Origin of the sequence: Rhizobium sp. BK098 (assembly GCF_014193155.1) — a bacterium.
Taxonomy (GTDB): domain Bacteria; phylum Pseudomonadota; class Alphaproteobacteria; order Rhizobiales; family Rhizobiaceae; genus Rhizobium.
On the sequence record NZ_JACHYY010000002.1, the window covers coordinates 840,663 to 862,398 of the forward strand.

The following is a 21,736-nucleotide window of genomic DNA, read 5'->3' on the forward strand; positions in this document are numbered from 1 at the left end:
TCGCTATTCCGCACGGGCCGTGCGGATTGCGCCCGATTATCACACACTAAGACTGAGCCTATTTCTTATTTCATCTTGAAAAGGAGATAGCATGTCCAGCATCGATCAATCCGGCAGCTTTAGCCTTGGGGACAGCAAGGTCAAACGGATCGGCTACGGCGCCATGCAGCTAGCAGGCCCCGGAGTATTCGGCCCGCCGAAGGACCATGACACCGCGCTCGCAGTCCTCCGCGAGGCCATCGCCTTGGGCGTCAACCATATCGATACCAGCGACTTCTACGGTCCGCATGTGACCAACCAGCTGATCCGGGAAGCGCTCCATCCCTATCGCGACGATCTCGTCATCGTCACCAAAATCGGCGCGCGGCGCGGCGCTGATGCCTCCTGGCTGCCGGCCTTTTCCGCCGATGAGCTGAAGCAGGCGGTGCACGACAATCTGCGCAATCTGCAGCTCGACGTGCTCGATGTCGTCAACCTTCGCGTCATGATCAATCCACATCACCCGACCGAGGGTTCGATCGAGGCACCGCTGACCGCCCTTGCGGAGTTCAAGCGGCAGGGTCTGGTGCGTCACATCGGGCTTAGCAACGTCACGCGCAACCAGATCGCCGAGGGGCGCAAGATCACCGAGATCGTCTGCGTGCAGAACCTCTACAATCTGGCGCAGCGCACGGATGATGCACTGGTCGATGAACTGGAACGCGACGGCATCGCCTATGTGCCCTTCTTCCCGCTCGGTGGGTTCACACCGCTGCAATCATCGGCGCTTTCCGATGTGGCCGCGCGCCTGAACGCCACGCCAATGCAGGTGGCGCTTGCCTGGCTGCTGCAGCGCGCGCCGAATATCCTGCTCATCCCAGGCACCTCGTCGCTTGCTCACCTCAGGCAGAATATCGCGGCCGCCGAGCTGAAGCTTCCGGAAGATGCGATCGCCGAACTCGATCGCATCGCCGGTGCCGACCACGCTTGACGCACCTCTCACCGATCCGAGAAGGCTCGGGCAGAGAGCTCGAGCCGTCTCTCTATGCCGATATTGTTGAGAAACACCTCGTCGTGGCTGACAACCAGAAGCGCGCCGTCATAGGCCCGCAGCCCGGCTTCAACCGCGGCGATGGAGTCGATATCCAGATGATTGGTCGGTTCATCGAGGATCAGCAACGAAGGCGCCATCGCGCCGCCAAGTACACAAGCAAGTCCGGCCCGCAGAAGCTGGCCGCCGCTCAGGCTGGAGACAATCTGCAGCGCGGCATCAGCCCGAAACATGAAGCGCGCCAGGGCGGCTCGGCAGGCATTTTCGTCCGCATCCGGGTTGATCCGCCGGAAATTATCGCGAATCGAAAGGGATGGATCAAGCAGGCTCACTCGCTGATCTAGCAGGGCGGAATGGACGACCCGCACCGTGCCGCTCCCGGGTTTTAGCGCGCCGGAGACCAATGCCAGCAGTGTCGTTTTGCCTGAGCCGTTCGGCCCGGCGACGGCAACACGCTCCGGCCCCGTCATGATGAAATTGAAGTCGCGCAGGATCGGCCGTTCTGGCTCGTAGCCAGCGGTGACGCCTTCCATCCTGAGGACGATCCTGTTTGCCGGCAATCCCGATGTCGGCAGCTTGACGGCCAGGGGCTGCAGGATCTCGATCTTTTCGCGGGCGGCGGCGGCATCCTGCAGGGCTTGGGAGCGGCGGCGTTCGGCAAGCCGCGTCTTTTCTGCGCTCGTCATTTCGGCCCGCTCCTTCAAACCGCCGAGCATGATGCGCGGAATACCGCCCTTTGCCGCCATCTTTCGGCCGGCTTTGTCCCGCCTCGCTTGCCGCTCGACGGCTGCCTGGGCGCTTCTCTCCACTTCGGCGATACGCTTCTCCGCCTCGGCGAAATCATGCTCGGCGGCGGAAAGCTCCAGCGCCTTACGTTCGCGATATTGGCTCCAGTTGCCGCCATAGCGTGAGGCGCCGAGCGATGTCAGTTCGACGATCGCATCCATGGTATCGAGCAGCTCACGGTCATGGCTGATGACAATGGCGCCTGCCCTCCAGCCCGCAAGCAGATGGATGACAGCGGCGCGACCGTCACGATCGAGATTGTTGGTGGGTTCGTCGAGAATGAGGAAATCCGGATCGTCGACGATAAGGGCAGCCAGGCCGCAGCGCGTGCGCTGTCCGCCGGACAGGGCCACGAGAGGCGTTTCCGGAGTGACGTCAAGCCCGACACGATCAAGGGCTGCGGCGATGCGCGCCTCGAGCGTCCAGTCGGCCAAGACGAGTTCGTCATTGGTCGCCTCGCCGGCTTCCGCCCGTTTCAACACGGCAAGGGCTTTGCTTGCGCCAAAAAGATCGGCAACGGTTTCGTCCGCCTCCACCTGCACGCTCTGGCGCAGGATTCCCAATCGGCCGTTGAACGAGATGCTGCCGGATTGCGGCTGCAACTCGCCGGAGATGAGCTTGATCAGCGTCGTTTTGCCGACGCCGTTGCGCCCGACGAGGCCGGTGCGCTCAGCGCCGAAGCTCAGATCGAGATTAGAAAGAAGCGGCCGGCCGTCAGGCGTGGACCACGAAAGATTGGATAGAACGATGGATATGGGCATGAACATGAATGTCCTCGATGGCAAGGCTGAACGGCATTGCGGTCGAGGTGAAATCCATTGCTGCACACATCCTGTTGGTATCAACGATGCTCATAAACTAGGCGAGCGGCATCTTCAGTTCAAGTCCTGCGAGTGAAGATGCGGGCATTTCACGCATTGGCATCGATGGCGCCAAGGAAGTCTATGACACGCTTCCAGGTGAGATCGGCAGCCCTGGCGTTATAATCGGGTAGGCTGGCATCGGTATAGAGATGGCCGCCGCCCGGATATCGAAAAATCTCTGCAGCGGTTCCGGAGCGCTCGACGGCCTGCCGCCAGGCGGCAACGTCTTCCTCTGGTTCGAACGGGTCCGGTTCGGCCAGATGCAGCTGCAAGGGCAGACCCTTGCGCGTGTTCTCGGCGATCGGGGCGACGCCATGCAGCAAAAGGATGCCGGCCGTCTTTTCCCGCTTGGGCCAGAGGCTGGAGATAACGCCGGCCCCCATTGAAAAGCCGGCCAACACGGTCGAGGCCGGCAGCCCGGCCAGCGCCCATTCGGCGCGCTCGCAGATCGTTTCCCAGCCGATCTCGTCCTTGAATTCGAACCCTTCTTCGATCGATCGGGCGATCAGCCCATCATAGAGATCCGGCGCGAAGGCCTTGTGCCCGGCCGCCTGCACACGCTCGACCGCCTCATGCTCGAGCGACCGCAGACCATAGACGGAGTGGAAGAAGATCACCGTTGCCATCATCACTTCCCTGCTGTTCGGATCAAGTCGTTAGATAAGACAGTTGCTGCAGGAGGCAACTTGCCCGCGCGTGATCCATGACGAAAACCCGGTCTTCAGAAAGAAAAAACCCGGTGTTGGCCCTTGGGCCGAACACCGGGAAAGAGGCAGGGCTTATTGGCTATCACCCTGCGGGGAAACTATCGTCCACCATCAGCCTCTAAAGCTGCTGAAGGCGGAGAGGCGCGCGCAGCGACGCGCGGAATTGGTGAGATGGCCGGACGGATCCCCGAAGAAGGTCGAGGTGGTCAGCGCGGCGTTCAAATCCTGCCTGGTGAGGCCGATGTCGCTCAACTGAGTGTCGTTCAACTCATTCAGATATTCGATTTCCTTACGATTTCGGATTGCGCGCCAGATCGATGCGACATTGCTCAAAGCAAGCCCCACGCGTGCCGTCAGCGACAGCGATGGCGTTGCTAGGCCGAGGTCAAGGGTCCGATCTGTCGTGCGCATTTCCGTGTTCCTTTCTTTGGGCACACGCGAGCCAAGCCCCTTTCCGATGATCCGGAAAAGGGGCGTAGGCCGGGAGGAATTCGACAGGTGTTTCTGTTCGATTGGTATGCTGAATTGCATTCAGAAGATGCCAAAGCCCTATTGATCAGTCCAACGAATGTTTCTAATGATAACTATCAAACTCCTTTATAGGTGAACCCATGTCCGCGCCGCTTGATATCGATCAGTTGCAGACCTTCATCGCAATCGTGGATTCCGGAAGCTTCACCAAGGCAGCCGACCGCGTGTTCAAGACGCAATCGGCCGTCTCCATGCAGATGCGGCGGCTGGAAGAGCGCGTCGGCAAGCAACTCTTTATCAAGGATGGCCGCGGCAACCGCCTGACGGCGGAAGGCGACAAGCTGTTGAACTATGCCCGCCGCATCATTCGCCTGAACAACGAGGCGATGGCGGCTTTCGACGACAATCGGCTCGAGGGCACGCTGCGCATCGGCACGCCGGACGATTATGCCGACCGCTACATGCCCGAAATCATCGGCCGTTTTGCCAAGACGCACCCGAATGTCGAGCTCTACATCGTCTGCGAACCCTCGGTCGATCTCGCCGAGCGCATGCATCGCGGCGAGCTCGATATCGCGCTCGTCACCCACAATCCGCGTGAACGCATGTCGGATGTCGTGCGAACGGAACCACTTTGCTGGGTCGGCTCGGCCAATCATCCGCTGCGCGACGATGCGCCCATTCCGCTCGCCGTCGGGCGGCGCGACTGTCAGTGGCGCCAGCTTGCCTGCTCGGCGCTCGACGCCGGCGGCCGCGACTATCAGATCCTGTTCACCAGCTGGTCCTGCACCGTCGTTGCCGCGGCCGTGCTCGCTGGCATGGCGGTTTCGGTCATGCCGGAATCGGCGCTCAGGACCGGCATGAAGGTGCTGACCCAGGCCGATGGCTTCCCACCGCTGCCGCCGGTGCAAATCGGCATCATGAAGCGGGCCGGCCTGTCCGTATCGCTGATGAACGCCATCACCGCACATATCTCGGCCTGCCTGGACAACATCACGCCGGCTGCGGTGGATGACGATCTCGATGGCGAGGTGAAAACCTATACGCGCTTCTATCCGCGACTGCGCGCCGGGCACATTCTGCCGGGCTGGTGAGCTCGGGGATCACCAGCCAATCGCCTTCGGGAATCGTTACTGCGCCGGCTCTGCCAGCAAGGTAACGCGGATCACCTGCTTCAATTCATACAGCATACGTAGCGCCATCTCGTCCTCGCTCACGATGGCGAAGCGGATGGATGCGCCGATCAGATGGCTGAACAGCTGCGTGCGTGCCTCAAGGTCGATGCGACTTTCAGCGGGCAGGAAAGGCCGAATACTTTCCAGGAAAATTTCGGCGACGCGATTGCTGTGCTGAATGTTGAGCTGGAGGATATCCCTGTCGATATCCGTGCCGAGCCAGACGCCGATATAGGCGGGATCGCTGCGAAACTCGCGATAATACCAGTCGATCATGGTGCAGACGAGCTCGATGGCATGATCGAGCGATGCCACGAAAGCAAAAGCCTCTCCGACCTTTTGCCGGATTCGGCTGGAATGGCGTTCGAGCAAGGCACGGACGATCGCCGCCTTGTCCGGGAAATACTGATAGACGGAGCCGATCGGGATTGCGGCAACAGTAGCCAGTTCGGTCATCTTCATCGCGCTCACCCCCTTCTCGGCGATCAGCGCGGCCGCAACCGACAGGATGGCATCGACACGCTGGATGCTGCGCTCCTGCTGCGGCCTCTTTCGAAAGTTTATACGGTCGGGATTATCCGGATTCATTCTCTTCCCGTTTCATTCTCGCACTGAACGACGCTCAAGCGCGGCCGACGCTATGACACCTGAGGGGTTCAATGCGCGTAAACGGGAAAAGTCCAATTTTAATCATCACTTAGGAGTCAGAATGAACTCCGGAATCGGGGCCAAGACATGGTTTCGACCCCGGTAATCGGTGAGCCCGCATGCTCAATCCGCGTCGTTCTAGGACAGGTACTTCCTCAGGAAATCGACGGTTCTGCCCCAGGCCAGGTCAGCAGCTTTCTTGTCGTATCGGGCGGCCGAGGTATCGTTGTTGAAGGCATGATTGACGCCTTCATAGACGAAGATCTCGAAGGTCTTGCCGGCTGACTGCAGCTCCTTGCGATAGGCCTCGATGCCGGCGTTGATGCGATCGTCCAACCCGGCATAGTGCAACAGGAGGGCAGCCTTGATGTCAGGCACGTCGTCCGCCGGCGGCTGCGCGCCATAATAGGCAACGCCCGCCTTCAGCTCCGGCGAGATGGTCGCGAAACGGTTGACGAGGCCGCCGCCCCAGCAGAAGCCGACGGCGCCGACCTTGCCGTTGGCGCCATCCGTCTTGGCGAGATAGGTCAGGCTCGCCTCGGCGTTAGCGGCCGTCAATGCCGGATCGAGATTGGTGAACATGTCGCGCGCCTTGTCCTCGTCCTCGGGCGTGCCGCCGAGCGGGGAGAGGAAATCGGGCGCCAGCACCACGAAGCCTTCCAGCGCCATGCGGCGGGCGACATCGCGGATATGCGGATTGAGGCCGCGATTCTCGTGGATGACGATGACCCCGCCGAGCTTGCCGGCTGCATCTTTCGGGCGGACGAGATAGCCCTTCATCTCGCCTTTGCTGCCGGCGAACGTCACATCCTTTGCGTCCAGCCTGCCGTCATCGGCGGCAATGATCTCGGCGCTGGCCTTATTGGCCGCGAGCAGCGGCGCGATGGCAGCGGCGGCACCCGCCGAGCCTGCAAGCTTGGTCAGCTTTTCCATGAAACCCCGACGATCGAGCGTCAGATGCGTGTATTCGTCATAGGCGTTGATCATCGCCTGCGTCACGACCGGCTTTTCCGTGCTCATGATCCTGTTCTCCCTATTTCCCCGGCGGTAGGCAACAAGCAGCCCACCATTCGCTGACAAGATAGGTCAACCGATGTCGGCGTAACGGTAAAGGAAAAACACAAACGCGTTACCGCAGGTTGCGGCTTACGGAATGCAGGCAGCCTCAGGAGAAGGCGAGCCAGATGCCAAGCCAGCCCCACATGCAGACCAGGGCTGCAAAGCCGAGAGTGAAGAGCGGGCTGCGATAGCGCAGATCGTTGCTGGTCACATGCACGAAGGCATGCGCGTAGCGCGTGGCAACGAAGATCCAGGCGAGGATTACGGCCGGCAGATTATCCGCCTGAGCGGTGTAGAGGACGATACAACCGACATGGAAAAGCAAGGGCAGCTCGAACTGATTGGCGAGGCTGTTTCGCACCACCAGGCTTTCCGCCGGTTCGTCGGCTGTATGGTTTTCGCGGAATTGCGCTGGCTGGATGCGGCCGGCCTTCACCAGCACGCGGCGGCGCCATCCGAGGAGCGCATAAAGGATGAAGACCAGTACCGCATGCGCCATCATGGGCCAGAACATTTCATAGCCTGTCACGCCGCCAACTCCTTTGAAACTTCCGAAAACTGAACCACTGTATAGCTTTGTCCTTAAATCGGAATCGACTTAAGGACAAAGCTATACAGTAGATCTAAAATGCTATAGCGACCTTTGCGCGTCACGTATGACGCGCGGCGCTATAGTCGATCAGGACGGTTTAGAGCCGTCCGGCGAGAGGTAGCGAAAAATCGCAAAGCGGGCCAGCAGAATCACCGTCACAACCAGCGTCAGGAATTTCAGCCTGACGATGATGGGCAGCAGGCCGGCCAGCAGCGATACCGTGGCATCGGAGGGCGTTGCCGGCGGGTAGAGCATCAGGCCGGCAATATTCTCGGCATAATCGACAAGCGCGTAGAAGATCGGCAAGCAGAAGATGACTGCGGTCGCGCCAGGTGGAATCGGCCGGCCGAAGAAAAAGCCGCCGGGGCCGACGAGCCGCATCAGGCAGAACAACAATCCACCCAGCACCAGCGGGAAGATCAGCTCAGGCCCGAGATACATGGAATGCAGGATCGCAGCCGGATCGGGGTGATCCTTGAGATAGCGCAGCATGGCGACGACGTCTTCACGCTCATAGCCGCCGATATGCGCATCGAGCATCTGCTGGCCGGCTGCGGCATTGCTAAAGGCGCGCATGAAACCGGCATAAATCCAGGCGAGCAGTGCCAGCGAAAGCGCTGCGAGGATCGCCGTCAGGCCCTCGAGGGACCTGACGTTGCCAGAAGCGCGATCAGCCATCTATCAGCCACCTGCACCCGGATAGTTCGGGCTTTCGCGGGTGATCGTGACATCGTGGGCGTGGCTTTCGCGCAGGCCGGCGCCAGAGATGCGCACGAAGGTGGCGCGCTCCTGGAAATCCTTGAGATCGGCGCCGCCGACATAGCCCATGGCTGCCTTGAGGCCGCCTGCGAGCTGATGCAGCACGCCAGAGACAGGCCCCTTGTAGGGAACCTGGCCTTCGATGCCTTCCGGCACAAGCTTCAGCGTGTCGCGAACCTCGGCCTGGAAGTAGCGATCCGCCGAGCCGCGCGCCATGGCCCCGACGGAGCCCATGCCGCGATAGGCCTTGAAGGAGCGACCCTGGTAGAGATAGACCTCGCCGGGGCTTTCATCCGTGCCAGCCAGCAGCGAACCGATCATCGCAGCGGATGCGCCGGCGGCGATCGCCTTTGCCAGGTCACCGGAGAACTTGATGCCGCCATCGGCGATAATCGGGATGTTCTGATCCTGCGCTGCCTGCACCGCCGACATGATGGCGGCCAGCTGCGGCACGCCGACGCCGGCGACGATACGGGTCGTGCAGATGGAGCCAGGGCCGATACCGACCTTGACGGCATCCGCGCCTGCATCGATCAGCGCGCGAGTGCCATCATAGGTGGCGACGTTGCCGGCCATGATGCGGACGGAGTTGGACAGCTTCTTGACGCGGGTGACGGCATCGAGAACGCGCTGCGAGTGACCGTGGGCGGTATCGACGACCAGAAGGTCGACGCCGGCGTCGATCAGGCGCTCGGCCCGCTCATAGCCATCGTCGCCGACGCTGATGGCGGCTGCGGCGCGAAGGCGGCCCTGGGCATCCTTCGAAGCGTGCGGGTTCAGCTGTGACTTCTCGATATCCTTGACGGTGATCAGGCCGACGAGACGGCTGTCGCCATCGACGACAAGTAGCTTTTCGATGCGGTGCGTGTGCAGCAGGCGTTTGGCTTCATGCTGCTGAACCCCGTCCTTGACCGTCACGAGATTCTCGCGGGTCATCAGCTCGTAGATCTTCTGCTGGGGATCGGAGGCGAAGCGAACGTCGCGGTTGGTGAGGATGCCGACGAGGCGGTGCGACTTTTCGACGACCGGAATGCCGGAAATGCCATGCGCCTTCATCAGGCTGAGCGCTTCGGCGAGCGTTGCGTCCGGACCGATGGTGACCGGATTGACGACCATGCCGCTTTCGAACTTCTTGACCTGGCGGACCTCTTCGGCCTGCTGCACCGGTGTCAGATTACGGTGGATAACACCCATGCCGCCGGCCTGAGCCATGGCGATCGCAAGGCGGCTTTCCGTCACCGTGTCCATGGCGGCAGAGAGGATCGGGAGATTGAGCTCGATGTCCTGGGCGATGCGCGTGGCGATATTCGTCTGGCCCGGCATGACCTCGGAGTGTCCCGGCTGCAGGAGCACGTCGTCGAATGTCAGAGCATCCAACCCGGTTGACGTTTCAATGATGCGTGCCATGGCCAATTCCTTCGTCTGTGAAAAACATGAAAGCCCGGAACGAATCGTCTACCGGGCGATCTTGCAAGTGTTGCTTGGAAGTTGGCGAGGGCTGGTAACACGTCTATGACAGGAAGGGAATAGCAAAAAGCAATGGGCAGGTATGCTAGCCTTGGCATGCTCATGTCCGAACAGCCACGTTGCAAGAACCGATCCGGCCAAGCAATTTCCGCGCCGCGCGAGTTTGAAGATTTCCACTTGTTGTCAAAAACCGGTTTTGTCATGTTAGAAAAATCACATGCGCATCTGGCCGGAAGAGGAATGGCACATGAAGAAGGTCACAGCCGGCGTTCTGGAAATTGCCTATCGTGAAAGCGGACCACTCGACGGCCAGCCGGTGATCCTTTTGCACGGCTTTCCATATGACATTCATGCTTATGACCAGGTAGTTGAGCAACTTGCTGTAGATGGATGGCATTGTTTCGTGCCGTTTTTGCGTGGATTCGGCTCGACGCGATTCCTTTCCGACGAGACCTTCCGGTCAGGAGAACAAGCCGCTCTAGGTGCGGACCTTCTGGCTTTCATGGACGCACTTGGCATCTCTTCAGCAACGCTTGGCGGCTATGATTGGGGTGGCCGCGCGGCGTGCATCGTTGCTGCACTCTGGCCCGAGCGCGTTCGCGGGCTGGTCAGTTGCGGAATGGGATACAACATTCAGAACATCGCCGCCGCCGCCCAACCCAAGTCGCCTGAAGAGGAATATCGCTATTGGTATCAATATTACTTTCATTCGGAGCGTGGCCGAAGAGGACTGACCGAGAAACGCCGCGAGCTTTGCCGTTTCATCTGGCAGCTATGGTCTCCCACATGGACTTTCGATGACGCAACTTACGAACAGAGCTTTGCGGCATTTGAAAATCCGGATTTTGTCGATGTCGTCATTCATTCCTATCGACATCGGTTCGGCGGCATTCCCGGAGATCCAGAGCTGCAGTCCATAGAGGCAGAACTAGCCAAGCAACCTGATATCGTCGTGCCAACCTTTGTTCTGCAAGGTGCCGACGACAGTGTCGATCCACCTGATGCAATCGACCACGCCGCGCGGAATTGCAAGGCCGCGTTTTATCAGCGGCGCATTATTGCAGGGGTCGGACACAATCTGCCGCAAGAGGCGCCTGCTGCTTTTGCAGACGCCATCCGTGCCGTTATGCATCAAGATAGTGGTCTCTTTCGCGACCGTTCCTGAGCTTACATCCCGCCGTCGAGTCGCTGTCCTCAAACATCGAACTGGTAGCTTTTCGGAATGTAGCGGAAGCCTTCCGGCTGCTTTTCGACGAAACCGACGGCGGGGAAAGGCATGTGGAAGCCGAGGAAGGGGATGCGGTCGGCGGCGATCATGTCGAAGATGCGGCGGCGGGTCTTGGCCGCCTGCGGCTTGTCCATATCGAAACGCACGTCCCAGTCCGGGCGGCCGAGCGAGAGGACATGGTGATTGGCGGTGTCGCCGGTCATGACGAGCTGCCTGCCGCCGGATTCCAGGTGGAAAACGAGATGGCCGAGGGTGTGGCCCGGCGCCAGCATGGCGGTCATGCCGCTGACGATCTGATCGCCATCCCTAAGGAAGGTCATCTTCTCGGCGAAGGGCACGACATTCGCGAGCACCGCCTTATGCCCGCCTTCCGCCGGCGTTCCCTCACGCGCCTTATCCGTCCAGAACCCATACTCGATCTCGCCGGTAACGTAGCGAGCGTTCGGAAACGCCGGGCCGCCCTCCTCCATCAGTCCGTTGATGTGATCGCCATGCAGATGCGTGAGCGCGACGACGGTGACCTGTTCCGGCGTGTAGCCGACGGCCTTCAGCCCCTCGCGAAAACGGCCGAGGCCACGCGCGCGTCCGGCTGCACCAAAGCCGGTATCGACGACGATCACGTCGGAACCGGTATCGATGATGGCGGGCGCATAGCTGTTCACGAGCTTTTCCGTCGGCAGGAAATTCTGCTCCAGCAATTTGCGAACCGTATCGGGGGCCTGGTTCGAGCCAAAGGTCTCCCAGGGATTATCCATGATGCTGGCGCCGTCCTTGACGACGGTTACGGTGCAGGATCCCAATTTGAACTGATGCGTATCCGGGGGCAGGACGGCAGTCATGAACTTACTCCTTGTGCTGACGCGCAACGTAAGCTGCGCCTATCGACGTCGTCGGCAGCAAGGGCCCTGGAACACATGCTGCTTGACCGAAAATTGGTCATGACAAGACGATCCGAATCCGCTAATACACCGAACGATGTTTTATGCGTTTAGCATTTACATGCTCTTAGCATATGTCAAACCCTGTGTTTCGCGCCAGCGACAGCGGCCATCACGAAGACGTGATCCCCAAGCATTCATGGAGCAAGATCCGGGATTGGCAGCGGCCTCGCATAGGACTACAGAGCGGCTGATCGCGCCAATAGCGATAGCCTTACCGCAGACAGACCTATCGAGGCAAATGCCTATGAATCGCATCGTTCCATTGATCCTCGCCGTCGCTCTCTTCATGGAACAGATGGATTCCACCGTCATCGCGACAGCGCTGCCGGCCATCGCCAACGATCTCCATGTCGGCCCGATCACGCTCAAGCTGGCCCTGACCTCCTACATGGTGTCGCTGGCCGTCTTCATCCCGATCAGCGGCTGGATGGCGGATCGCTTCGGCGCGAAGAACATCTTCCGTGTTGCCATCTGCGTCTTCGTCATCGGTTCCATCATGTGCGCCTTTTCGGGCGGCCTGCTGGAATTCGTCTTCGCCCGCTTCCTGCAGGGCGTTGGCGGCTCGATGATGACTCCGGTCGGGCGCCTTGTGCTGGTGCGCACCACGCAGAAAAGCGACCTGGTTTCGGCCATGGCGCTGCTTTCCATCCCGGCGCTCGTCGGCCCGCTTGCCGGCCCGCCGCTCGGCGGTTTCATCACCACCTATGCTTCCTGGCACTGGATCTTCCTGATCAACGTTCCCGTCGGCATCCTCGGCGTGATCTTGGCGTCAATCTTCCTGCCTGAGGTGGAAGCGACCAAGCCACCGAAGCTCGATGTCATCGGCTTCCTGCTGACGTCCTTTGCCGCCTCCGGGGTCGTTTTCGGCATGTCCGTCATCAGCCTGCCGGCGCTGCCGCCGTATATCGGCATCTCGGCCGTCGTCATCGGCTTCGTCTGCGGCTTCCTCTATATCGGCCATGCGCGCCGACATCCGGCGCCGATCCTCGATCTCACGCTGCTGAAGAACGCCACCTTCCGTGCCTCGGTGACGGGCGGCACGCTGTTCCGCATCTGCATCGGCGCCATGCCGTTCTTAACGCCGCTGATGCTGCAGCTCGGCTTCGGCCTTAATCCGTTCCAGTCCGGCCTCATCACCTTTGCCGGCGCGATCGGTGCGATCTCTACCAAGTTCATCGCGCGCCGCGTCTTCACCGCCGTCGGCTTCAAGACGGCGCTGCTTTCGGCTGCTGCCGTCACGACAGTCACGACGATCTGCACCGGCCTTTTCCAGCCGTGGACGTCGCATCTCATCATTGTCGGCATCCTGCTGATCGGCGGCTTCTCGCGCTCGTTCTTTTTCACCGGCATCAATGCGCTCGCCTTTGCCGATATCACCGACAAGCAGGCAAGCCAGGCGACATCGATGAGCTCGGTCATGCAGCAGATCAGCCTGGCGCTCGGCGTTGCCGTCGCCGCCATGATCCTGGAAGCCTCGACCTTCTTCAGCGGCACGCAGCTACAGGTTCGCGATTTCCATATCGCGTTCTTCTGCATTTCGATCCTGACCGTGGTCGCCACCATCCCCTTCATCCGCATGGATCGCAGCGCTGGCGCCATGGTTTCCGGCCACAAGGCTGGCCTCAAGCGTGTCGCAGTGGTACAGCCGCAGGTGGAGCAGACGGCCGCAAAGTGATGGTCCAGCCCTCATTGCGCTTCAGCCAAACGGCAGCGCAATGAGGGTTTCGTCAGTTTAGCGATTGAGGGTTGCCGGATTTAGCGGTCGGCGGCGGATTGCTCTTCTTCCGTCTCGCCTTCCAGCTTCCGGCCCTTGAAGCCTTTCGCCAGCAGGAACATTTCCACCGACTCGGCTCTGGATGCGCCGGGCTTTACATGGACGACCTGACGGAAATTCTGCTTGAGGAAGGTCAGCAGGTCTCGCTCCGTGCCGCCCTGGAAGGTCTTGGCGAGGAAATGCCCGCCTTCGGCCAGCACCTCGACGGCGAAATGCGCTGCCACTTCGCAGAGATGCATCGTGCGCAGGTGGTCGGTCCGGTGATGACCGGTCGTCGGTGCGGCCATATCCGACAGCACCAGATCGGGCGTACCTCCGACCGCATCGATCAGCCGCTGCGGCGCATCCGGCTCCAAAAAGTCGAGCTGCAGGATGCTGACGCCAGGAATCGGCGCCATTTCGAGGAAGTCGATAGCGGCGACGCGGATATCCTCCTCGGTCGAATCGGTCACCTTGGCGGCGATCTGCGACCAGCTGCCCGGAGCGGCACCCAGATCGATGATGCGGCGAGCACCCTTGAGGATCTGATGCTTCTCGTCGATCTCCAGCAGCTTGAACGCGGCGCGGGCGCGGTAACCTTCAAGCTGGGCGCGCTGCACATAGGGATCGTTGATATGGCGCTGCAGCCATTGGCGCGACGAAGCCTTCAGCTTCTTTTTCTTGACGCGCTGGCCGAGCTTGCGGCCCGTGCGGTTGCCTGCGATGGTTGGCTTGGTCACGTCTGCGGCCCCTTCATATCCCTCGGTCGACGACCCCGGCGCAAGCGGCCCCGCCGCCAAACGCCATCGTCTGCCATCATGTCGGTCAGCAATCCCTCGCGTAGGCCGCGATCGGCAACGCGCATACGCGGGCTCGGCCAGCGGCGGCGGATCGCCTCCAGAATGGCGCATCCCGCCAGCACCAGATCGGCGCGATCCGGCCCGATGCAGGGATTGGCGGCGCGGCCGGCAAAATCCCAAGACAAGAGCTTGGCCTGCATCGCGCTCACCTCGTCATCCGACAGCCAGACGCCGTCGACCCTGCGCCGATCGTAACGCGGCAGATCGAGGTGAACGCCGGCAAGCGTCGTCACCGTGCCCGAAGTTCCGATCAAGTGGAAGTCGCCGCTGTCGCGTGCGGCGCCATGCACCGGCGGGCAATCGAAACGCTCGAGCATGCGCTGAACTTCGCACACCATCGTCTCGAACAGTTCAGGCGTTACATCGCGACCGCCATGCCGCTCGGAGAGCGTGACGACGCCGACGGGCAGCGAGGTCCAATGGGTGATGTGATTGGCAAGGCGGCTGGAGCGATTCTCGCCGATACGGATGACGGCAATTTCGGAGGAGCCGCCGCCAATATCGAACAGAACGACGGAGCGCGCCTCCGGTCCCACCAGCGACGAGCAGCCGGAAACGGCAAGCCGTGCCTCGGTCTCGCGATCAATGATTTCGAGCTGGAGTCCTGTTTCTTCTGTCACGCGCGCAAGGAAAGCTTCGCCGTTGTCCGCCGCGCGGCAGGCTTCGGTCGCGATCAGCCGCATGCGCCGGATTTCGCGTGTCTTCAGCTTGGCCGCGCAGATGCGCAGCGCCTCCACAGCCCGATCCATGGCATCGCTCGACAGACGTCCGCTGGCTCCAAGTCCTTCGCCGAGGCGCACGATGCGCGAAAAGGCATCGACCACCCGGAACTGGCCGGGGCGGGTCGGCTGCGCGATCAGCAGGCGGCAATTGTTGGTGCCGAGGTCGAGGGCCGCATAGAGGTCGAGTGGCCGGGAATCAGCGTCGGCATAGTGGTGATGTTGGCCCTGCCCTTCGCGGCGCGGCGGCGATTGCCTGATCTGGCGATGCTCGTCATGGGCCACTGGCGCATGCGCGTTCGAAGGCGCATTGGCAGGCGCGACGATCTGCGCCACTTTCTCATGCACCAGAGGCCGGCCCTGCAGGCCACGCTTGCTGCGATGCTTGCGTCGGTTCTTGCCGCTTTTATGCGAAGACGGATGGCCATGATCCGGCGAGGCACGATGCTCAGCCGGTGCCGAAAGCTGCTGTGTCTGGGAAGCAGGCTGCGCGCCACCTTGGGCTGCGCGTGCACGGCGCCGGCGCTTGCGCTTTTTGGCCGGTAAGCCGGCCTCATCCTCTGCTGGGCGTTGCGCCACCTGGCTGGACTTGCCTGCCTGGGTGGCCTCCGCAGAATGAGCGTTCGGACGGCCGTGACCGCGCTTACGCTTCGCGCGCCGGGAGGATTTACCCTTCCTGCGCTCTGCTGCCGACGCCCCGTCTGCCTGCGGCGCTAGGCCGCTGTCGGGGTCACTCACGTATCTTTTCCACCGCGCCGCGCAAGGCCCCTGAGGGTATGCTGCTGGCGCTCGTTCGATTTTCGTTGGGCAAAGAATACCAGCAGGATGGGTTTTCGCCAAATTCTTTTTGAATCACGTCATTTTAGTCGCGCGCCAAACAGCCCTCACGCGACCAGATGCGCCCTGATATCAGCCGCAAGTTGCTCCATCCGGTCGATCGGCGCATGCCCGATCAGCATGAAGGCGTGGGTGGCGCTCGACCAATAGACGACATTCATGCCCTTGCGATTTTCCATGTCCGGCGCCGCCGCACCCTTGGCGGATCGGACGATGCAGAGCGCCATGGGTCCGCTTTCCGGATCGAGATAGGCGATCTGAGCCAGCGGCTTGCTGTCATAATTCAGGATCTGAGCACGCTTGAACTCGATACCCGGCATGGCGACGGCTTCGGGCGCCAGCGACAGATTCAATTTGGCGCCGACTTCATTCAATTGCGCAACCTGTTGCGCATGATCACCGGCCGGAGCACTCAGCGTATCCGCCGTATAGAGCGAGAGATATTCCGCCACTACGGCACGCCATTCCGCATCTTCGTCCGGTTTCGAAAGCCGGTGGCCGATGCCGATCACGGCACGGTCGACGGCAATGGCAGCGACGAAGCTTGCGGCGACGGCCGCAAGGAAACCGCGGCGGCCGATGCCGGCAGTGCTGGCTTTGCTCTCCTCTCTCAAGGGAATGCCGGCAAGCATGGCATCCAGCCTCGCAGCCGGAGCCTCGGCAAGCATCGGCTGGAATGCCTCTGCGAAGGGCAAGGTGCTGCGCGACAGAAAATCGAATCGCTCCGCCACGCGCTCGTCGTCGGCGATCAATCGTTCGATCCGCCCGCGCTCGGAGACATTCAACTCGCCATCGATGAAGGCGGTGAGCTGCTCGTCCGAGGGCATCTGTCCTTTATGCGATTCACTCATTTCCATTCCCCAGTCGCTCACCTCCGGACGATTTCCCGTCAGCCGCCATTCCCATGCCCTCGGCGAGTTTCGCCCGCGCCGCCGCCAGCCGGCTCATGACCGTTCCGATCGGCACATCAAGAACGTCAGCCACCTCGCGATAGGAAAGCCCTTCGACATAGGCCAGGAACACCGCAGTGCGCTGCGCCTCCGGAAGGGCCTGAACGCGCTGCAACACCTGCCCGGCCAAAATATGCGTTTCGGTTTGCCGAGCACCGTCGAAAACCAGCGTCTCGTCGGCATCGACAAAGCCCTGTCCCATGCGCACACGGCGCGAGCGGACCTCGTTCAGCCAGATCGAATGCAGGATGGCAAAGAGCCAGCGATCGAGCCGCGTGCCCGATGTGAACTGAGCCGCTCGCTCCAGAGCCCTGACGCAGGTCGCCTGCACGAGATCGTCGGCCACGTCACGCTGACGCGACAGCACCACACCATAGCGCCACAGCCGCGTCAGATGCTGGGACAGTCCCGCCCTGATATCCTCTTCGCTCGCTATGACAGCCTCCGCCATTCCCGCATGTCCGGGAGCCGCCGATCTTTTTGGCGGCTCCGCTGCCGTCAGACTATAAGCGGAAATTGCGCCACGAGCGACTGGCATCACTCCCATATCCCTCGCAAAGCTCCCTGCTTCCCGTCTTTATCCCCGGCGCTGACCTGCGATCACAGGCTGGACGGATTCATGATCGCGGCGTGAAGATCGCGATATTCCTCACAGCTCGTATTGCCGCAGAGCGTCTTGATCGTGCTCAGCTGGTCCTTGGCGAGGTCCATCTGGCCCTTGATGACGTAGGCTTCGCCGAGATATTCACGAACCAGCGTGTACTTCGGATCCATGGCGACAGACTTCTGGTAATAGGAGATGCCTTCGTCGGTACGGCCGAGTTTGCGGGTGGCGTAACCGCGATAGTTCAGCGCTTCTGCCGTATTCGGATTCTTCATCGTGTCGAGGACAGCCAGGGCTTCCTCGTAGCGATGATCCTTCTTGGCGAGCGAGTAGGCATAATCCGCGCGGTTTTCGTCCGTGACGTTGGCACCCTGCTGCTTCACGCACTTCTTGGTCTTCTGATCGTAGATCTCGCCCTTCTTGCAGGTCGGCGTCGTGCTCGAATCGTTGCCGGCAGCAAAGACCGGGATGGCGAAAGCGCCGAGGGTCAGGCTTGCGCCGAGAGCGATGGAAGCCAGGCGAATTGCTTTGGTCGTCATGGAATGTCTCCTTGGCAAAATGAACGTTGCGAGGGGAGAACACACCATCGGCATCTTTTATTCGGACGATGCGAAAAATTTTTTCGGCGCATCCCAATGCGGGACGCCGTCACTCTTTCGTGACTGCTCCGGCATCGAATAGACCACCCTCACGACGTGTTTCCATCCCACGCCCCTCAAGGGCGCAGGAGAAACTCGTGACTGATACCGTCAAACTTCTAAGTGTCGCCTCTGCAACGCCCGACAATATCATCCTCCAGACCGACGCCGCCGAGACTGCGAGCCGCCTCTTCTCGAGCCGCTTTCAAGATTTCAAATATCTCGCGCGCGTGTTCGAAAGCACCGGCATCCGCAAGCGCCATGTGGTGCGGTCACTTTCCTGGTTCGAACAGCCGCATGGCTGGCAGGACCGTATGGCGGCCTATACCGAGGTGGCCTCGGAGCTTTTCCGCCGGACGGCGGCTGCAGCGCTGCAACGCGCCGGCCTTGAGGCCCGGCATGTGGACTGCGTTGTTACAGTCTCATCCACCGGGCTTGCGACGCCGAGCCTCGACGCGCGGCTGGCCGGCTTGATGGGCTTCCGTGCCGATATCGAGCGTGTACCGGTCTTCGGGCTCGGCTGTGCAGCCGGCGTATCCGGTCTTGCGGTGGCGACGAAGATGGCACGAAGCCGGCCAGGCGCCGTTGTCCTTTTTGTCTCGATCGAACTCTGCTCCCTTGCCTTTCGGCTGGACGAACTGACACGGCCCAACATCATTGCCACCGCGCTATTCGGCGACGGAGCAGCGGCCTGTGTGCTGCGGGCCGGCGAAAGCGGCATTGCGGAAATCGAATCGACCGGCGAACATCTTTTCCCCGAGAGCCTCGGCATCATGGGCTGGAAGATCGATGATACCGGCTTTGGTATCATCCTCGAACAATCGCTGCCGGTCTTTGCCGAGACGCATCTCAAGGGCGCGGTTGCCGGCATTCTGGAGCGATCCCGGCTTTTGATCTCCGATATCGACCGCTTCATCTGTCATCCGGGCGGCGCCAAGGTGCTGGCGGCACTCGAAAGCGCGCTCGGCCTTGAAGAAGGCTCGCTCGATATCGAACGCGAGGTGATCCGCGACTACGGCAACATGTCTTCGCCCACCGTGCTGTTCGTGCTGGAGCGCGCCATTGCGGCCGGCTTGCCGGAGCGTTCCGCCCTGCTGGCCATGGGGCCGGGATTTTCGGCAAGCTGCATCACCTTGAGGAGGGTCGCCTGATGCTGTGGCCATCGATCGCACTTCTGACTTTCGTGACGCTGCAGCGGCTGGCGGAGCTCGTCTATGCAGGGCATAACACCGCAGCACTCCTTGCCCGCGGCGCCCGGGAATATGCAGCGGAGCACTATCCCTTCATGGTGGCGACGCATGCGGCCTGGCTGATCGGATTGTGGCTGCTCGCCATCGGCCGGCCTGTCGATCTCGTCTGGTTCCTGCTCTTCATGGTGCTGCAGGGACTGCGCCTCTGGGTACTGGCGACACTGAGGGATCGTTGGACGACGCGCATCATCATATTGCCCCGCGCGGCGCTGGTGACGAAAGGACCCTATCGCTTCCTCAGCCATCCCAACTATGCCGTCGTCGTCGGCGAGATCGCTGTCTTGCCGCTCGCCTTCGGCATGCCGCTTTACGCCGCGATCTTTTCGCTGCTCAACGGCATCATTCTTGTGATCCGCATCCGCGCCGAAAACGCCTGCCTGAAACAGAGTGCGGCCTGACCGCATTTTTCAATTGCGCCGCTGAAATTTGGCAGGCATTTTCGATGCTTAGAGCGCGGTCAGACAATACGGAACGATCGAGCGGCAATGCAATAGGCATGCGGATAGCAGGATAAAATGACAAAGGACGCAATCGTTCTCGGTGCAGGCATCGTCGGTGTTTCGACGGCAATCCATCTGCAGCGGCGGGGGCGGCAAGTCGTCCTCGTCGACCGCCAGCCACCGGGCCAGGGAACATCCTTCGGCAATGCCGGCCTCATTCAGCGCGAGGGCGTCGTGCCCTACGGCTTCCCGCAGCAATTCGGCCTGCTGCTGCGCTATGCCTTCAACAATCGCATCGACGCGCATTATCATCTGCACGCTCTGCCGGCGCAAATCGCCTTCCTCGCACGCTATTGGTGGAACTCCAATACCAAGCGCCACGAGATGATTTCGCGCGCCTATGCGCCGCTGATCGAACATTCCGTCAGCGAGCACAACGATCTCATCGAAGCCTCGCATGCCGAAGAGCTCATTCGCAAGAACGGCTGGGTGGAGCTGTTCCGTTCGAACGGAAAGCGCGACGCCGAGTTTGCCGAGGCCGAACGACTCAACCGCGAATTCGGGATCGGTTACGACGCGCTAAGCGGTGCGGAGATCACAACCATGGAGCCGCATCTCAGAGGCAATTTTTCCGGCGCGCTTCGCTGGCGCGACCCCTGGTCGGTGCTCGATCCGCACGGGCTGACATCAGCCTATCGCCGATATTTCGAAAGTATTGGCGGGCGTGTGACGACGGGAGATGCCGTCTCACTCGGAATGGCCGGTTCGGCCTGGAGAATGGTGACGGCGGAGGGATCGATCGACGCGGAGGACGTCGTCGTCGCACTCGGCCCCTGGGCCGATATCGTCACGAAACGCTTCGGCTATGCCTTCCCGCTCGGCGTCAAGCGCGGCTATCACATGCATTACGCCACCGAGGGCGACGCCATCCTCAACAACTGGACGCTGGATGCCGAGCGCGGCTATCTGCTGGCGCCGATGAGCCGCGGCATCCGGCTGACGACCGGTGCCGAATTCGCCCTGCGCGATGCTCCGAAGACACCGGTCCAGCTCGACCGTGCCGAAGCCGTCGCGCGCACCACCTTCCCGCTTGGCGAGCGGCTCGATCCGGAACCCTGGATGGGAGCACGGCCTTGCACGCCCGACATGATGCCGATCATCGGAAAGGCACCGCGCCATAACGGCCTATGGTTCGCCTTCGGGCATGCCCATCACGGGTTGACGCTCGGCCCGGTGACCGGCCGCGTGCTCGCCGAGCTCATCACCGGCGAGAAGCCCTTCATCGATATTTCGGCTTATGCTCCGGGCCGGTTTGCACCCTGAGCCGCTCTATCTCACGCAATTCCGGACGGAAAACCGCTACGCACTTTTCCTGGAATTGCTTTAGAGGATTGCCCGGAGGCTTCTGACAGACGCATCGACGATCTCTTCGATCGTGGCGTCGATGTCGACGGTGACGACACCGGGCTCGCCCGTCGGTACTTCCAGCGTCTGCAATTGGCTTTCGAGCAGCGAGGTCGGCATGAAATGCCCCTTGCGCTCGCCCATGCGCTTCGTCAGCAGCTCTTTGGAGCCTTCGAGATAGATGAAATAGAGGTGACCGCCGGCGGATGCCCGCAAGCGCTCGCGATAGACGCGCTTCAACGCCGAGCAGGTCACGGCAACGCCTTCGCCTTTCGCAAGGCTTGCCGATATTTCCTGGCCGATCTTTTCGAGCCACGGCCAGCGATCCTCATCCGTCAGCGGAATGCCCTTGCTCATCTTCTCGACATTGGCTGCCGGGTGCAGGGCATCGCCTTCGATGAAATGGATGCCGAGCTTGGCCGCCACACCCTCACCGATCGAGGATTTACCGCTGCCGCTCACACCCATGACGATGATGGCAAGCGGGGTGTCCTGATTATCGCGCATAGGCCTATCCGAAATGATTGATTTCAAACCGGGCACGGTCGCTCTTCA

22 protein-coding genes are annotated in these 21,736 nt (G+C 61.2%); 7 read left to right on the forward strand and 15 right to left on the reverse strand.

Going from position 1 to position 21,736, the window contains the following annotated elements; all coding sequences use genetic code 11:
- Positions 1–91: 91 nt before the first annotated feature.
- On the forward strand, positions 92–970 hold the full coding sequence (locus FHT73_RS08990; protein ID WP_112608227.1) for an aldo/keto reductase family oxidoreductase: 879 nt from the start codon (positions 92–94) through the stop codon (positions 968–970).
- A gap of 8 nt (positions 971–978) precedes the next feature.
- Here FHT73_RS08990 and FHT73_RS08995 read toward each other — a convergent pair whose 3' ends face one another.
- From FHT73_RS08995 to FHT73_RS09005, 3 genes are all read right to left on the reverse strand, one after another.
- Positions 979–2,577: an ABC-F family ATP-binding cassette domain-containing protein gene (locus FHT73_RS08995; RefSeq protein ID WP_112608229.1), complete on the reverse strand. Its 1,599-nt coding sequence runs from the start codon at positions 2,575–2,577 to the stop codon at positions 979–981.
- Between the two features lie 149 nt (positions 2,578–2,726).
- Complete coding sequence (locus FHT73_RS09000; protein ID WP_112608231.1) at positions 2,727–3,305, reverse strand: dienelactone hydrolase family protein; 579 nt, start codon at positions 3,303–3,305, stop codon at positions 2,727–2,729.
- 192 nt (positions 3,306–3,497) lie between these two features.
- Positions 3,498–3,797: a DUF1127 domain-containing protein gene (locus FHT73_RS09005; protein ID WP_112608233.1), complete on the reverse strand. Its 300-nt coding sequence runs from the start codon at positions 3,795–3,797 to the stop codon at positions 3,498–3,500.
- A gap of 200 nt (positions 3,798–3,997) precedes the next feature.
- Between FHT73_RS09005 and FHT73_RS09010 the strand changes: the two genes are divergently transcribed.
- Positions 3,998–4,951, forward strand: a complete 954-nt coding sequence (locus tag FHT73_RS09010; RefSeq protein ID WP_015338895.1) for a LysR substrate-binding domain-containing protein — start codon at positions 3,998–4,000, stop codon at positions 4,949–4,951.
- 36 nt (positions 4,952–4,987) lie between these two features.
- On the opposite strand, the gene FHT73_RS09015 is transcribed toward FHT73_RS09010, so the two are convergent.
- From FHT73_RS09015 to guaB, 5 genes are all read right to left on the reverse strand, one after another.
- Entirely contained in the window at positions 4,988–5,620 is a 633-nt protein-coding gene (locus FHT73_RS09015) for a TetR/AcrR family transcriptional regulator (protein WP_112398732.1), read from the reverse strand.
- Positions 5,621–5,818: 198 nt separating this feature from the next.
- Positions 5,819–6,700 (reverse strand): dienelactone hydrolase family protein, encoded by an 882-nt coding sequence (locus FHT73_RS09020; protein ID WP_183711022.1) that lies wholly within the window; start codon positions 6,698–6,700, stop codon positions 5,819–5,821.
- A gap of 145 nt (positions 6,701–6,845) precedes the next feature.
- On the reverse strand, positions 6,846–7,268 hold the full coding sequence (locus tag FHT73_RS09025) for an MAPEG family protein (RefSeq protein WP_183711024.1): 423 nt from the start codon (positions 7,266–7,268) through the stop codon (positions 6,846–6,848).
- Between the two features lie 150 nt (positions 7,269–7,418).
- Positions 7,419–8,009: a hypothetical protein gene (locus FHT73_RS09030; RefSeq protein WP_183711026.1), complete on the reverse strand. Its 591-nt coding sequence runs from the start codon at positions 8,007–8,009 to the stop codon at positions 7,419–7,421.
- Between the two features lie 3 nt (positions 8,010–8,012).
- A complete protein-coding gene (gene guaB, locus FHT73_RS09035; protein WP_112335356.1) occupies positions 8,013–9,497 on the reverse strand; it encodes an IMP dehydrogenase in 1,485 nt (494 codons plus the stop codon).
- 307 nt (positions 9,498–9,804) lie between these two features.
- Between guaB and FHT73_RS09040 the strand changes: the two genes are divergently transcribed.
- Complete coding sequence (locus FHT73_RS09040) at positions 9,805–10,722, forward strand: alpha/beta hydrolase (protein ID WP_183711133.1); 918 nt, start codon at positions 9,805–9,807, stop codon at positions 10,720–10,722.
- Between the two features lie 29 nt (positions 10,723–10,751).
- Here FHT73_RS09040 and FHT73_RS09045 read toward each other — a convergent pair whose 3' ends face one another.
- Complete coding sequence (locus tag FHT73_RS09045) at positions 10,752–11,624, reverse strand: MBL fold metallo-hydrolase (protein ID WP_183711028.1); 873 nt, start codon at positions 11,622–11,624, stop codon at positions 10,752–10,754.
- Positions 11,625–11,970: 346 nt separating this feature from the next.
- On the opposite strand from FHT73_RS09045, the gene FHT73_RS09050 reads away from it, so the two are divergent.
- Positions 11,971–13,401 carry an MFS transporter gene (locus FHT73_RS09050; RefSeq protein WP_183711030.1) on the forward strand — a complete coding sequence of 477 codons (1,431 nt, stop codon included), beginning with the start codon at positions 11,971–11,973 and terminating at the stop codon, positions 13,399–13,401.
- An 80-nt stretch (positions 13,402–13,481) separates the two neighbouring features.
- Here FHT73_RS09050 and FHT73_RS09055 read toward each other — a convergent pair whose 3' ends face one another.
- The 5 genes from FHT73_RS09055 to FHT73_RS09075 form a co-directional block, all read right to left on the reverse strand.
- Entirely contained in the window at positions 13,482–14,219 is a 738-nt protein-coding gene (locus tag FHT73_RS09055) for an RlmE family RNA methyltransferase (protein WP_112335353.1), read from the reverse strand.
- Positions 14,216–15,796 (reverse strand): Ppx/GppA phosphatase family protein, encoded by a 1,581-nt coding sequence (locus tag FHT73_RS09060; protein WP_183711032.1) that lies wholly within the window; start codon positions 15,794–15,796, stop codon positions 14,216–14,218. The genes FHT73_RS09055 and FHT73_RS09060 overlap by 4 nt, the downstream gene beginning before the upstream one ends.
- A gap of 146 nt (positions 15,797–15,942) precedes the next feature.
- Positions 15,943–16,746 carry an anti-sigma factor gene (locus tag FHT73_RS09065; RefSeq protein WP_183711034.1) on the reverse strand — a complete coding sequence of 268 codons (804 nt, stop codon included), beginning with the start codon at positions 16,744–16,746 and terminating at the stop codon, positions 15,943–15,945.
- On the reverse strand, positions 16,739–17,383 hold the full coding sequence (locus tag FHT73_RS09070; RefSeq protein ID WP_348648123.1) for an RNA polymerase sigma factor: 645 nt from the start codon (positions 17,381–17,383) through the stop codon (positions 16,739–16,741). The genes FHT73_RS09065 and FHT73_RS09070 overlap by 8 nt, the downstream gene beginning before the upstream one ends.
- A 62-nt stretch (positions 17,384–17,445) precedes the next feature.
- Positions 17,446–17,988, reverse strand: coding sequence for a tetratricopeptide repeat protein (locus FHT73_RS09075; RefSeq protein ID WP_112608255.1), 543 nt, complete (start codon positions 17,986–17,988; stop codon positions 17,446–17,448).
- A gap of 197 nt (positions 17,989–18,185) precedes the next feature.
- Here FHT73_RS09075 and FHT73_RS09080 point away from each other — a divergent pair, with 197 nt between their 5' ends.
- From FHT73_RS09080 to FHT73_RS09090, 3 genes are all read left to right on the forward strand, one after another.
- A complete protein-coding gene (locus FHT73_RS09080) occupies positions 18,186–19,238 on the forward strand; it encodes a type III polyketide synthase (RefSeq protein WP_183711036.1) in 1,053 nt (350 codons plus the stop codon).
- Positions 19,238–19,735 carry an isoprenylcysteine carboxylmethyltransferase family protein gene (locus FHT73_RS09085; RefSeq protein ID WP_183711038.1) on the forward strand — a complete coding sequence of 166 codons (498 nt, stop codon included), beginning with the start codon at positions 19,238–19,240 and terminating at the stop codon, positions 19,733–19,735. The genes FHT73_RS09080 and FHT73_RS09085 overlap by 1 nt, the downstream gene beginning before the upstream one ends.
- A gap of 117 nt (positions 19,736–19,852) precedes the next feature.
- Positions 19,853–21,100: an FAD-binding oxidoreductase gene (locus tag FHT73_RS09090; protein WP_183711040.1), complete on the forward strand. Its 1,248-nt coding sequence runs from the start codon at positions 19,853–19,855 to the stop codon at positions 21,098–21,100.
- 60 nt (positions 21,101–21,160) lie between these two features.
- Here FHT73_RS09090 and FHT73_RS09095 read toward each other — a convergent pair whose 3' ends face one another.
- Positions 21,161–21,688 (reverse strand): gluconokinase, encoded by a 528-nt coding sequence (locus FHT73_RS09095; RefSeq protein WP_112608263.1) that lies wholly within the window; start codon positions 21,686–21,688, stop codon positions 21,161–21,163.
- Positions 21,689–21,736 lie beyond the last annotated feature (48 nt).

Coding starts and splice junctions, on each gene's coding strand:
- FHT73_RS08990 (WP_112608227.1), top strand. CDS start 92: ATGTCCAGCATCGATCAATCCGGCAGCTTTAGCCTTGGGGACAGCAAG.
- FHT73_RS08995 (WP_112608229.1), bottom strand. CDS start 2,577: ATGCCCATATCCATCGTTCTATCCAATCTTTCGTGGTCCACGCCTGAC.
- FHT73_RS09000 (WP_112608231.1), bottom strand. CDS start 3,305: ATGGCAACGGTGATCTTCTTCCACTCCGTCTATGGTCTGCGGTCGCTC.
- FHT73_RS09005 (WP_112608233.1), bottom strand. CDS start 3,797: ATGCGCACGACAGATCGGACCCTTGACCTCGGCCTAGCAACGCCATCG.
- FHT73_RS09010 (WP_015338895.1), top strand. CDS start 3,998: ATGTCCGCGCCGCTTGATATCGATCAGTTGCAGACCTTCATCGCAATC.
- FHT73_RS09015 (WP_112398732.1), bottom strand. CDS start 5,620: ATGAATCCGGATAATCCCGACCGTATAAACTTTCGAAAGAGGCCGCAG.
- FHT73_RS09020 (WP_183711022.1), bottom strand. CDS start 6,700: ATGAGCACGGAAAAGCCGGTCGTGACGCAGGCGATGATCAACGCCTAT.
- FHT73_RS09030 (WP_183711026.1), bottom strand. CDS start 8,009: ATGGCTGATCGCGCTTCTGGCAACGTCAGGTCCCTCGAGGGCCTGACG.
- guaB (WP_112335356.1), bottom strand. CDS start 9,497: ATGGCACGCATCATTGAAACGTCAACCGGGTTGGATGCTCTGACATTC.
- FHT73_RS09040 (WP_183711133.1), top strand. CDS start 9,805: ATGAAGAAGGTCACAGCCGGCGTTCTGGAAATTGCCTATCGTGAAAGC.
- FHT73_RS09045 (WP_183711028.1), bottom strand. CDS start 11,624: ATGACTGCCGTCCTGCCCCCGGATACGCATCAGTTCAAATTGGGATCC.
- FHT73_RS09050 (WP_183711030.1), top strand. CDS start 11,971: ATGAATCGCATCGTTCCATTGATCCTCGCCGTCGCTCTCTTCATGGAA.
- FHT73_RS09065 (WP_183711034.1), bottom strand. CDS start 16,746: ATGAGTGAATCGCATAAAGGACAGATGCCCTCGGACGAGCAGCTCACC.
- FHT73_RS09070 (WP_348648123.1), bottom strand. CDS start 17,383: ATGCCAGTCGCTCGTGGCGCAATTTCCGCTTATAGTCTGACGGCAGCG.
- FHT73_RS09075 (WP_112608255.1), bottom strand. CDS start 17,988: ATGACGACCAAAGCAATTCGCCTGGCTTCCATCGCTCTCGGCGCAAGC.
- FHT73_RS09085 (WP_183711038.1), top strand. CDS start 19,238: ATGCTGTGGCCATCGATCGCACTTCTGACTTTCGTGACGCTGCAGCGG.
- FHT73_RS09090 (WP_183711040.1), top strand. CDS start 19,853: ATGACAAAGGACGCAATCGTTCTCGGTGCAGGCATCGTCGGTGTTTCG.
- FHT73_RS09095 (WP_112608263.1), bottom strand. CDS start 21,688: ATGCGCGATAATCAGGACACCCCGCTTGCCATCATCGTCATGGGTGTG.